The sequence below is a fragment of the Acinetobacter sp. CWB-G5 genome, assembly GCF_019209785.1.
Lineage (GTDB): Bacteria > Pseudomonadota > Gammaproteobacteria > Pseudomonadales > Moraxellaceae > Acinetobacter > Acinetobacter johnsonii.
The window spans coordinates 22,887-34,350 of the sequence record NZ_JAHUTF010000003.1 but is presented as its reverse complement, the minus strand read 5'-3'; the positions used below and the strand labels follow the sequence as shown (position 1 = coordinate 34,350).

General features: G+C 44.0%; 9 protein-coding genes, 4 tRNA genes and 1 pseudogene. 8 read left to right on the top strand and 6 right to left on the bottom strand.

The features are described from left to right. Nucleotides 1-55: 55 nt before the first annotated feature. Nucleotides 56-595: pseudogene (locus KVY11_RS16700) on the top strand (TRAP transporter large permease subunit); the annotation flags it as partial. 409 nt (nt 596-1,004) lie between these two features. Here the strand turns inward: KVY11_RS16700 and KVY11_RS06960 are convergent. From KVY11_RS06960 to rnr, 5 genes are read right to left on the bottom strand one after another with little or no spacing between them, the layout of a single operon-like run. Beyond that, the gene (locus KVY11_RS06960) at nt 1,005-1,424 is read right to left on the bottom strand and encodes a hypothetical protein (protein ID WP_218288527.1); all 420 of its coding nucleotides are present in this window, start codon (nt 1,422-1,424) and stop codon (nt 1,005-1,007) included. Between the two features lie 12 nt (nt 1,425-1,436). Continuing rightward, nucleotides 1,437-1,649, bottom strand: a complete 213-nt coding sequence (locus KVY11_RS06955; protein WP_171054267.1) for a YheV family putative zinc ribbon protein — start codon at nt 1,647-1,649, stop codon at nt 1,437-1,439. A gap of 52 nt (nt 1,650-1,701) precedes the next feature. After that, a complete protein-coding gene (locus tag KVY11_RS06950; protein WP_218288681.1) occupies nt 1,702-3,744 on the bottom strand; it encodes a M3 family metallopeptidase in 2,043 nt (680 codons plus the stop codon). A gap of 52 nt (nt 3,745-3,796) precedes the next feature. Further along, the gene (locus KVY11_RS06945; protein ID WP_218288526.1) at nt 3,797-4,678 is read right to left on the bottom strand and encodes a VanW family protein; all 882 of its coding nucleotides are present in this window, start codon (nt 4,676-4,678) and stop codon (nt 3,797-3,799) included. 58 nt (nt 4,679-4,736) lie between these two features. Beyond that, nucleotides 4,737-7,175: a ribonuclease R gene (rnr, locus tag KVY11_RS06940; RefSeq protein ID WP_218288680.1), complete on the bottom strand. Its 2,439-nt coding sequence runs from the start codon at nt 7,173-7,175 to the stop codon at nt 4,737-4,739. 264 nt (nt 7,176-7,439) lie between these two features. Between rnr and KVY11_RS06935 the strand changes: the two genes are divergently transcribed. The 6 genes from KVY11_RS06935 to KVY11_RS06910 all read left to right on the top strand — a co-directional run bounded on the left by KVY11_RS06935 (nt 7,440) and on the right by KVY11_RS06910 (nt 9,551). Then, nucleotides 7,440-7,529: transfer RNA gene (locus KVY11_RS06935), tRNA-Ser, on the top strand. Nucleotides 7,530-7,543: 14 nt separating this feature from the next. Beyond that, nucleotides 7,544-7,620: transfer RNA gene (locus tag KVY11_RS06930), tRNA-Arg, on the top strand. Nucleotides 7,621-7,668: 48 nt separating this feature from the next. Next, a tRNA-Arg gene (locus KVY11_RS06925) sits at nt 7,669-7,745 on the top strand. A 275-nt stretch (nt 7,746-8,020) separates the two neighbouring features. Next, nucleotides 8,021-8,097 (top strand) — tRNA-Arg (locus KVY11_RS06920). 269 nt (nt 8,098-8,366) lie between these two features. Next, nucleotides 8,367-8,864, top strand: a complete 498-nt coding sequence (locus KVY11_RS06915) for a YcxB family protein (protein ID WP_078426179.1) — start codon at nt 8,367-8,369, stop codon at nt 8,862-8,864. A 42-nt stretch (nt 8,865-8,906) separates the two neighbouring features. Continuing rightward, the gene (locus KVY11_RS06910) at nt 8,907-9,551 is read left to right on the top strand and encodes a fumarylacetoacetate hydrolase family protein (RefSeq protein WP_218288525.1); all 645 of its coding nucleotides are present in this window, start codon (nt 8,907-8,909) and stop codon (nt 9,549-9,551) included. A 53-nt stretch (nt 9,552-9,604) separates the two neighbouring features. On the opposite strand, the gene KVY11_RS06905 is transcribed toward KVY11_RS06910, so the two are convergent. Further along, a complete protein-coding gene (locus tag KVY11_RS06905; protein ID WP_218288524.1) occupies nt 9,605-10,417 on the bottom strand; it encodes a helix-turn-helix domain-containing protein in 813 nt (270 codons plus the stop codon). A 104-nt stretch (nt 10,418-10,521) separates the two neighbouring features. On the opposite strand from KVY11_RS06905, the gene KVY11_RS06900 reads away from it, so the two are divergent. Continuing rightward, complete coding sequence (locus KVY11_RS06900; RefSeq protein WP_218288523.1) at nt 10,522-11,457, top strand: DMT family transporter; 936 nt, start codon at nt 10,522-10,524, stop codon at nt 11,455-11,457. Nucleotides 11,458-11,464 lie beyond the last annotated feature (7 nt).

Below are 11,464 nucleotides of genomic sequence, written 5' to 3'. Positions count from 1 at the left end.
AGATGATGGACAAGTGGTGAATCATGGGGTGGTTCAATCTAGTTCCATGGACGTGTTACGCCAAGTCGGTTTTTGGAAGTCGATGCATATCTCGACCAGTGAAACCGTTGGACACATTGGTGCTTTGGTTATTTTAATGGCACTGTCGGTGAGCGTGGGCGGATTGCTTGAACGTACGGAGGTAATGAGTTTCTTCCCGACTGATATTAGCAGTACGTTCTTGGTCATTACCCTGATTTTGGGGTTGATGGTCTTTGTTGGGATGATTATGGATCCGTTTGGCGCCGTGATCTTGATTTCTGCGACGGTTGCACCTGTGGCCTATCAATATGGTATTCATCCTGTCCATTTTTGGATGATCACCTTGATAGGTTTTGAGTTGGGTTATGTGACACCACCTGTGGCCCTTAATCACCTTTTAGCAAGACAATCCATTGGTGATGCCGAGGTGAATGAGGCCGATGAGGAAGTGCGTCATTTATCTTTCTATTATCGTTATGAACGTTGGATTTTACCTTTGATCGTGTTGTTCCCAGCGATGCTGATCATTGCTTATGTTCCATACTTCTTTAAGTTATTTGGCTGGTATCACTAAGTTGTGAACTTGAGTTAGACCATAAAAAAGCATCTTCGGATGCTTTTTTATGCTTTGGATTTTATTCATGATGATTTTAAGGAAAATGGTTTCTTTGTAGCGACTACCCACTCAAATCAAAACAAAGTACAAGGGTATTGTTAAGCGTCCCATCTTAAAAAATCAGCCCTTACTTGCTCAATGATAAGAGCTAATCGACAAATAAACTCCTTCTAAAAGATATCCTTGGCATGAGCTAGGGGTTGTGATGTATAGCGACTAGCGACTTTATTAGTGGAGGTGGTTCAAAAGAGATGATGAGTTGTGTAATGGCTTTGCGCTGATTGAAAAGGTGGATGAAGCAACAGGGCAAAAAAAGACGTTAGCGTATCCGTCGATAGGCTAACGTCTTTAAAATAACAACCGTATTTTACTGAGCGGCCAATTGGGCTTCTAACAGTTTAATTTGTTCTTCTTTGAGCTTTACCAGTTCATCGGCATCTTTGTGCTGTGCTTGCAAGCTCTTTTCCTGTTCCTTCAACTGGCTTTGAATATCTTCTAGTTTCGCCACTTCTTCTTTGGCAAGTGAGGCATTTTCAGGGACAGGTGCTTTTAAAATATCTTCTTCGACCAATTTAATGGTGTTGTCAGCCATGGCGGTCGAAGCTGCTTTTTCAGCTTCTGGAAGCGCCTTCACGGTCGGTTGGATCAACTCCGCTTGGTGCACTGGTGTTGTAGACTCTTGTGCAGCAAACAACCATTGATAAAGTGCAAAAATCGCAATGATTGCGACCAAACCTGCTGTAATACCCCAGAGTAATTTAGGGTTGTTGTGTTGTACGGACGACATTCGATTCAACCTTTATTCTTTGGATTGACGTGGTTTAAATTGAATGACCCCAACCTCGTCAGGGATAGCGGGGATCTGAGGCTCGTCTACATGAGTTGGACGATTCTCAGAATAACCACAGTCGATACATTCAATCCATTCATCGTCATTCGAGGTAAGCATAACAACTCGATCCATCGCCTGACATTTAGGACATTTTGCACCTGCAATGAAACGACGTTTAATAGTCATTAGACTTACCTTCTGAACAATTTAGGCGCCTAGTTTACTCACTTTTTTAGCGGTTCGTCCAACCTTGATGACGAAGTAAAGCATCTATTTTTGGCTCGCGTCCACGGAAATTGATAAATGCATCAAGCGCTGTATCTTTTCCGCCAACTGCTAGAATAAACTGGCGAAATTCTTTTCCAGTGGCAGTATTAAAAATCCCTTCATTTTCGAAACGATCGAAGGCATCACTGGCCAAAACTTCCGCCCATTTATAAGAATAATAACCTGCTGCATAGCCGCCTGCGAAAATATGGCTGAAGCTATGCTGGAAGCGGTTATAAGGCGTGGTCTCTAAAACAGCATATTGTGCACGGATCTGGTTTAAGGTGGCTTGGATTTGATCCGCTTTCAAAGCAGGAGCTGCTTTATGAATGCTGAGGTCGAACAGGGCAAACTCGATTTGACGTAGACTTTGCATGCCGGATTGGAAGAAACGCGCATCCAGCAAGGCTTTCAGTAGACTTTCTGGTAAGGTTTCTTGGGTCTCAATATGTGCACTGAGCAGGTCTAAGCTTTCGTTATCCCATGCCCAAAACTCCATGAATTGGCTTGGCAACTCCACCGCATCCCATGCCACACCGTGTGTCCCCGCAACCGCAATATTATCAACTTCTGTCAACATATGATGTAAACCATGTCCAAATTCATGGAACAAGGTAATCACTTCATCATGGGTCAGCAGCGCTGCTTGATCCCCCACAGGTGGCGTAAAGTTACACACCATATAGCAAATCGGTTTTTGTAGGCCGTGCGTTGTTTGGGTGCGAGAGCGGAAACCACTCATCCATGCGCCGCCACGTTTGCCCTGACGCGCATAGAGGTCAAAGTAGAATCCACCGACCACTGCGCCTTGATCTTCGAGTTCAAAATAGCGTGCATCTGAGTGCCAAACGGGGGCTTCACGCTCCACAATTTGAATCCCATAAAGGCGATTCACAATGCTAAATAAGCCCTGCAAAATCTTGGGTGCAGGGAAGTAGGGCTTGAGTGCTTCTTGAGATAAATTGAACTGTTGGACTTTCAGTTTTTCCGAATAATACGTGCTGTCCCACGGTTTTAAATCCTTAATGCCGTCTTCAGCAGCAATAGCTTTCAGCTCCGCCACTTCTTTGAGTGCAGGGGCGCGTGAATGTTCAGCTAAATCACGTAAGAATTGATCCACCGTTGCTACATTTGGCGCCATTTTACTGGCCAATGAAAGCTCGGCGTAGTTGTTGAAACCTAACAGTGCAGCCATTTCCTGACGCAGGCTTAAAATTTCTTCCATCGCCGCGGTGTTGTCAAACTCAGCGTGTTCAGACTGATCAGATGCACGTGTGGTATAGGCACGATACAGTTCTTCGCGTAAAGGACGGTTTTCCGCGTAGGTCATAATTGCCAGATACGACGGGAAGTCTAAAGTGGCAACGGGTTGATCCAGTTCGCGCTGCTGACCATATTGTTTTAACAGCTCAACACTGCTTTGGGGTAAGCCTGCCAGTTCGTGTTCCGCTAAAGGTTTGAAATAGGCTTGGGTTGCATCCAGAACATGGTTGGAAAAGTCTGAAGACAGTTGTGATAAACGTGCCGAAATTTCTGCATAACGTTTTTTGGCTTCACCTTCTAAAGCCACACCCGATAGTTTGAAGTCGCGCAGTGCAAGTTTAATCGCACTTTGTTGGGCTTCAGGGAGGTGATCAAATTGCGCAGCATCATGAATGTGTTGATAGGTTTGATACAGCGCTGTGTGTTGACCTAACTCGGTATAGTATTCACTTAAGCTTGGTAATAGTGACTGGTACACCTCACGAGTTTCAGCATTGTTCATCACGGCATTGAGGTGGGACAGCACGCCCCATGCTTCACTCATATTATTTTCTAAATGATCAACTTGTTCTAAGACCGCAAGCTGTGCCTGAATCGATTTAGGGACTTCGCTCAGGTCTTTTAAAAAACTTTGACCCTGTTGAATGGCTTGTTCGATCTGCTGTTGGAGTTGTACTAAGGTGATTTGATCAAACTGTGGAACAGGCAAGGTTGCTTTTTCTAATGTCATGCGTTTAAGCCAAATTAAATGTTCAGTTATCACTAGATGTAAGGGTGATGCCGTGGGAAATCAAGTTTTAATTGGTTTTGATGTTTTGCGCCGCTTGAAATTCAGCCCATGAAGGGTAGTGCTGATCAATGCGTGAGGGCTGATAAAGCACTTTGGCAAAGTTACGGGTCATACATTCAGTTGCTAAGATTTCACCGCTTTTATATTTTTCTTTACGGTGTCGCCAAATTTCGTTTTGACGATAGTAATCCGTCCCGATTTTTAGGAAGGCATGCTGTTGTTCAAACACATGGTAGACATAGCCTAAATCGGCAGAGCAACGCAGTTCACCTTCTAAACATTTCTCACTAAACCACAGCCGAATTTGAAAGCTATGCGGGGTGGGGTTGTAAAATTGATAATCAATATAGTTATAAAAAATAGCAGCGCCACTCCCAAAAGGGAGCACTCGACCATGATCTGGAAAAGGATCAAAGGAATGCTGTGAACGTTGTACCACTTGTAGTGGGCTATGTAAGACAAGCCAGTGAATGAGATTGGCAATTTGGCAAATACCGCCGCCAATACCACCGCGTGCTTGACCAAAGCTGAGTTCCATTCCCTCGACATAGCCTTTTTGAGTTGTTGGTTGTCCCACCAACTGACAAAAAGAAAACGTTTGTTGTGGATGGATTAAAATTCCGGAAATACACGGACTGGCAATTTTGAGATTGATGACTTTATTGTGTTGCCAGTGTTGATCGCTGTCGCCTAATTTACGAATCAGAACGGACTGATGCTTTTTGACGCGAAAAGCCAAAGGGACGTCAGAAAATGAATGGGCATAGTCTTTCCCATCTATTTTCCACTGCCAATAGCGCCTCATACGTCGGCTACGCGTGGCCATGAAATAAAGCAGGGGATGGTATTGGCTGATGGGTTTGCTTAAAAATAAACGCAAAAAATTCATGTTGGCCCTATGAAAAAAGGTGCTAGGACACATTAAGCCCTAGCACCTTTTTCATCATTTACTCAGTTTTCGCTTTTGCATTTGATTTTTTCTTTTTAGGTTTCGACTTTTTCTTCACTTTATCTTTAACCTTTGTTTCAGACTTTGATGAAGATTTTTTACCAGGCTTTTTGCTGTAGGAGCTAGGTTGGGATTTATCTTTTTTGCGTCGTATGGGCTGGTCTCCGTTGTTACTGGGAGAGGCGTTTGTCGACTCGCTAAAGACTTCTTCTTTACTTTCGCTTCGTGCTGTTTTGGCTTTGCCAACACGGGGCGCTCGACTACGTATGGGCCGACCACCATGTGAGAGTTGCTGCAATAATTCAAAATCAATTTTGCGGTCTTCTAAATTCACTGCTGCAACTTTGATTTTAACTTCATCGCCCAAGCTAAAGCTTTGACCACGTGCCTGCCCAATCAAGCTCTGACTTGGTTGGTCATAGACAAAGTAGTCATCACCCAGTTGGCTGACATGGATCATGCCGTCAACATATAAGTCTTTGAGCGTCACAAACAGACCAAATTCCGCTACGGCAGAAATGGTGCCGACAAACTCTTCACCTAAATGCTGCTGCATATAATGACATTTCAACCATGTGGTGACAGAGCGAGACGCTTCATCTGCACGACGTTCAGTCGCCGAGAAATGTTGACCAGCATCATCCAAAGCAGCCCCTGAAAGAGGTGCAGGTTTATGTTTTAACTTGGCTTTAATGGCGCGGTGTAACAACAAGTCTGGGTAGCGACGAATTGGAGAAGTGAAGTGCGTATACGCTTCATATGCCAAACCAAAGTGACCTGCGTTATTCGCGCCGTAGTAGGCTTGCATCATTGAACGTAACAGCACGGCATGAATACTTGGAGCATCAATACGGTCTTTGGTTGCATCAATCACGGCTTGGTAGTCTTTCTGAGTCGGCTGTTCTGGGAACGATAGACCGAGCAGTTTGACAAAGTCGCGTACTTTTTGAATACGTGAAAACTCAGGTGGTTCATGAATACGGTATAACATTGGCACATCATGTTGTAGCGCATATTCAGCCGCTGCCACGTTTGCCAACAACATACATTCTTCAATCAGTTTATGCGCATCATTACGCGTACGCGGTAAAATTTCCTTAATGCCGCCCAGCTCATCAAATGTCATATAAGTTTCAACGGTTTCAAATTCCATAGCATGACGTTCTGCACGTAAACCTTTGAGGACTTGATAGAGTTGGAACAGGGTGTTCAAGGATTTGCGCACATCACGGTCTTCAGGAATGGCACTGCTGTCGCCTTCAAAGTACTGGGCAACATTGGTATAGGTTAAACGTGCCTTTGAATGCATCACAGACGGGTAGAACTCAAACTTGGTGACGCGACCGGCACGTGACAGGTTTAAATCACAGACCATACATAGACGGTCCACATGCGGATTGAGTGAACATAAGCCATTCGAAAGAGCTTCAGGCAACATCGGTAAAACAAAGTGCGGGAAATACACCGATGTACCCCGTTCTTGAGCTTCATCATCCAGTGGTTTGCCTGAACGGACATAGTGACTGACATCTGCAATAGCCACCACCACACGGTAACCGCCGCCTGGACGTTTTTCTGCATAGACCGCGTCATCGAAGTCGCGTGCATCTTCACCATCAATAGTGACTAAGGCTAAATCGCGTAGGTCAATACGACCTTCACGGTCTTGCGCTGAAGGCTCTTTAAAGCTTTCTGCTTCTTTAATGACTTCTTCTGGGAATTCATAAGGCAAACCAAACTCTAAAATGGTTTGCGGAATAATAATTTCAGTGTCGGACTTGTCTGCCATCGATTGCACAATATGACCTGTGGCCAACTCATCTTTGGTTGGGTAGTCATCAATTGCGACACGAACCGAATCGCCCACTTTGACTTGTGCATGTTCGATTAACTCTTTTTCTAAAGTAATCGGTTGGTGCGCATTCGGATTTGCTGGTTGAATAAAGTATTCACCGTCATGTATTGATACTTTACCAATGATTTGCTTCACACGGTGTTGCACTACCTCAGTAATAAAGCCCCAAGCTTTACCTTTGCGGTCTACTGAGGTTTGACGCACTTTAACACGGTCACCATTAAACACTTGGCGTAGTTCGCGTTCAGGTAGAAGTAAGTCTTCATGACCTGCAATATTCGCCGTGCCAAAGCCTTTACTGTTGATGTAAACCGTTGCTTCATGTTCAGGTTGCTCTTCGGCAATTTGAAACTTGAAGCCATCTTTCATCAGTTGGCCATCACGAACCATCGCAATTAAGCGATGGCTGAGCGCTTCAATGCTTTTTTGATCTGCAATTTCAAAAATTTCGACCAAGTCCGCATGCGATAAAGCCGTCTTTTTTTCTTCGATGGTTTCTAAAATGAGCGTACGGCTCGGAATAGGGTTGTCATAACGTTCAGCTTCAGCTTTTGCTTCAGGATCGACCCAATTTTTCATAATGTCTTTGGCTGTATGTCAGTAGATAGGATTAGCATAAGTCATGCGAAGACAGACTGCACGCAAATGATTGCAATATTGTGTTTTATGTCGGCAATTTAGAATATCTGCTGTTTTATTCAACATGCAGATGTACAGAAAAGAATAAATTCGGATGAATCCACCCTAAATTGTTTAAAAAGTATTTAATTGAACGAAAATATGCAAAAAATTGAGTGTCTGTGCTTGCAGTGCTAGCATGAAGTTTGTATTATGGCCGCACGTTACGGTGAGATGGGTGAGTGGCTGAAACCACATCCCTGCTAAGGATGCGTACGGGTAACTGTACCGAGGGTTCGAATCCCTCTCTCACCGCCAACTTTACTTATGTCGCGCTCATAGCTCAGCTGGATAGAGCACTTGGCTACGAACTAAGGGGTCGGGAGTTCGAATCTCTCTGAGCGCACCAATAAGTAAACTGTATGTAACGTATCGCCTGAATTGGCACACAAGTAATGCGCTCATAGCTCAGCTGGATAGAGCACTTGGCTACGAACTAAGGGGTCGGGAGTTCGAATCTCTCTGAGCGCACCAACTTGAACAATCAACCGCACATGTTGCGGTTTTTTTGTGTCTGTAAAAAATGAAGTGCTTGACTTGAGAAAGTGGTTCTTCAAGAAAAATTTGATATAAATAAAGCGCTATTCTTGCGTGATTCCCTAGCTATTTTCGTATGCAACGATCAATCTGTTGGTTTATGCAGCGTTTTATACCCACTATGCTTAATAACTGGGCAGTTGATCGGCTTTTATGAAAATAAAACTTAACAAAAAATAAGATTCACGTATAATTCACCCCATCAAGACGTCGCGCTCATAGCTCAGCTGGATAGAGCACTTGGCTACGAACTAAGGGGTCGGGAGTTCGAATCTCTCTGAGCGCACCAAATTGATAAATATTGAAAAAACCGCACATGTTGCGGTTTTTTTGTGCTTGTACGTTTTGTTCAGTAGAAATTCATAGCAGGGATGAATCTTTTGCCGTAGTTATTCAGTTGTTTCTTACATCTTAGTTTTATGCTGTGGTTCTGATATCGGTATGGCCTCGGCTTAAGTGGATCGCCACTAATCAACATCGATCTGCTAAAGTCCTAAAAAAATGACCGATTGTGTTGTAGTATTGAGCACAATATTTTTAGCTATTTGATATGACCCTATGTCAGAGAACAAGCCTGCATTATCGACACGTTATTTCCTTACTTTAGAAGAGTCCCAAGATGGTTTTGCCTTAGCGACCTTTGGTAAAAAGCAAATGACACGTTTTATCACGCCGTTGATTAGTGTCGGGATTATTGTGTGGGGCTTTATGCTCGGCTTTTCAGGTGTCGGTCGCTACTATGTGGCATTGGGTATATTTTTCTTGGTTTTACAAATTCTCATGCGCTATTGGTTCCTGCCGATGATGTTTAAGCGCCAATTTGTGAAATATCAGTTTGGTAAAAGTGAGCAAGGCATCGATTTATACCAAGATTATGCGGAAATTTATGCCAATGGTCGCAAGCAAGTGGTCCATTATAATGAAGTGCAAAAGTTTGCCAGTGGCAAGCTAACCTATATGCTTGAGCTGAAAAACCGTACTGTGGTGATTGTGCCTAAGCGTGCGTTGGTCGATAGTGCGGATCAAGCAAAATTTGAAAATACTTTCAAAAAATAAGCATTTTGTTCCATAACACCATCAAAAAATCAGAGGAAGATCATGAGTACACGTCCATCTAAAATTGTCTGTGTCGGTCGTAGTTATGCAGACCATGCCAAAGAATTAGGCAATTCGATTCCTGATCGTCCGGTTTTATTTATCAAACCACCGAGCAGTTTGCTCAGTTTAGATGCGGGCATCTCTTGGAATCCTGCATGGGGCAGCTGCCATTATGAATGTGAACTGGTTTTACGCATAGACCATCGCCTAAGCAAAGCAGCCGATCCAGCTCAAGCCCTGCAAGCAGTGGGGGCTGTGACTTTAGGTTTGGACTTAACCTTGCGTGACTTGCAAGATGACTTGAAAACCAAAGGCCAGCCTTGGGAACGTGCCAAAGCCTTTGATGGTTCGTGTGTACTGGCAGACTGGGTTGCTGTTTCCGATGTGGTACAGGACTGGGATGATGTGCATTACAGTTTTCATGTCAATGATGAGCTGCGCCAAGCGGGCAACACTGCACACTTAATTTTTGACATAGGCACCTTGCTGGCCGATATTAGCCAAGTCTTCACTTTGGAAGCTGGCGATGTGGTCATGACAGGGACACCTGCTGGGGTGGCTGCACTACAGGCGGGTGAGCAGTTGAAAATGACTCTAAAAGGCAAAAACCAAGACTATTCGTGGAATACCTTTGTTCAAGCTTAATTTACAGGCTTTCAAAGCCCATCATTCAAAAAGATCACTTCGGTGATCTTTTTTTAGCGCTGTTGGTGGCTATGGTACAGTTTACGGAACTGATCGGGAGTATATACCATCCAGCGTTTAAACATATTAATAAAGGCCGATGCATTGGCATAGCCCAAATCCAGCGCGATACTTTCGACCTTTTTCCCCTCTGTCAGCATGCTCATGGCTTTCATGACTTTTAAGCGCTGTCGCCATTCATTCAAGGACATGCCAAGTTCTTTTTGACTATAACGTGCGAGTGTGCGTTCAGTCATATTGTGCTGTACTGCCAGTTGTTGCAAAGAACTGTTGTCCGCAGGATGTAGATGTAAAAAATCTAAAATACTTTTCAGGGTCGGGTGTTCAGAGTGCGGTAAATAGCTACTGACCAATTCTGCATGGTGTAATTGGTCAAGCAAGACATAGAGTAAGCGTATATGTTCAGGTGCATCATCTGGCAGGCTATGTTGTCTCAAATGCTTAAATAGTGCCGAGACCAAAGGTGAGCTGAGCATAATACCGGCTTGTTGAGGCAGATGAGTGCATAAGCTTTCATGGATATACAAGGTGCCATGTGAAACATCGGTACGATTTAAGCTGCTATGAGCCACATTGGGGGGGAGCCAAATGCCATAAGGTGGCGGGGTAAGGTAGTCAATCTGGTTGATATTCACCTCCATCACGCCATTAAAGGCATATACAAATTCGCCCCATGCATGTCCATGCACGGGATAAACCGACTGCGCGGGGTCTTCGCGAAAGCTGATCCACAATAATTTATCAATATCATCATTGGTCGGTAATTGTTTGAGTGGCGCGCTCTTTTTTTGTTGTCGTTGGGGCATGGCTGAAATTGCCTGAATAAGAAGATCTCTTGTCTGTTTTAAATTATATGTTTTATTTCAGACAAATCTATAGTGAGCTTTGATCTTTTTCAGTGGAGCAGGTCGTGAGTAGTCGTCAAGCGCTGGACAGTAAAGCTTCAGGGATTATGTTTGGGCTGTGTATTTTGTGGGGATTACAACAAGTGGTGTTAAAGCTTGCTGCCCCCGATATTTCTGCAGTGATGCAAATTGCACTTCGCTCAGGTCTCTCTGCATTCATGGTTTACCCCATGATCAAGCTGGCAAAGGGCACATCTTTATGGGGGCGAGACTACTTAGCCGCAGGAATTTTAGTCGGGCTTTTATTTGCAGCAGAATTTTTTCTGGTCGCTCAAGCTTTACGTTTTACCTCCGCGGCGCATACCGTGGTTTTGCTGTATACCGCGCCTATTTTTGTAGCATTGGGTTTGCACTGGAAGTTGCCTGCTGAACGTTTATCACTTATCCAGTGGTTGGGCATTGCATGTGCATTTTTTGGGATCGTGATAGCATTTTTATTTCGTCCTGCAGTTTCACAAGCAGCTGCAAGCTCTGCACTTTGGGGTGATGTTTTAGCACTCTTAGCAGGGGTGTTGTGGGCAGCCACGACTATTGCTGTTCGGCTGACTAAACTAGCAGAGGCACCTGCGACCCAAACTTTATTTTATCAGCTGTTTATCGCATTTTTAGTGTTATTCCCTGTGGCTTTTTTCATGGGACAAGCGACGATTCACTGGTCTGTATTATCCCTTACAAGTTTGCTTTTCCATACCGTTGTCGTGTCATTTGCCAGTTATCTGATTTGGTTTTGGCTGTTGAAAAAATATTTGGCCTCACAGTTGGGCGTCTTTTCTTTTTTGACCCCAATCTTCGGGATGTGTTTTGGTGTGGTGTTACTCAATGAGCATCTGGAACTCAACTTTTTGGTGGGAACATGCTTTGTGTTGATGGGTGTGATGGTGGTGAGTTTGCATCACAAAATTAAGCAGTATGCACAGGCATTTAAAGTGGCTTTGCAATAAATATAGA

What these genes read in the sequence shown, in the direction of transcription:
- KVY11_RS06960 (WP_218288527.1), bottom strand. Translation starts at nt 1,424, where the DNA reads ATGTCGTCCGTACAACACAACAACCCTAAATTACTCTGGGGTATTACA.
- KVY11_RS06945 (WP_218288526.1), bottom strand. Translation starts at nt 4,678, where the DNA reads ATGAATTTTTTGCGTTTATTTTTAAGCAAACCCATCAGCCAATACCAT.
- KVY11_RS06915 (WP_078426179.1), top strand. Translation starts at nt 8,367, where the DNA reads ATGTCAGAGAACAAGCCTGCATTATCGACACGTTATTTCCTTACTTTA.
- KVY11_RS06910 (WP_218288525.1), top strand. Translation starts at nt 8,907, where the DNA reads ATGAGTACACGTCCATCTAAAATTGTCTGTGTCGGTCGTAGTTATGCA.
- KVY11_RS06905 (WP_218288524.1), bottom strand. Translation starts at nt 10,417, where the DNA reads ATGCCCCAACGACAACAAAAAAAGAGCGCGCCACTCAAACAATTACCG.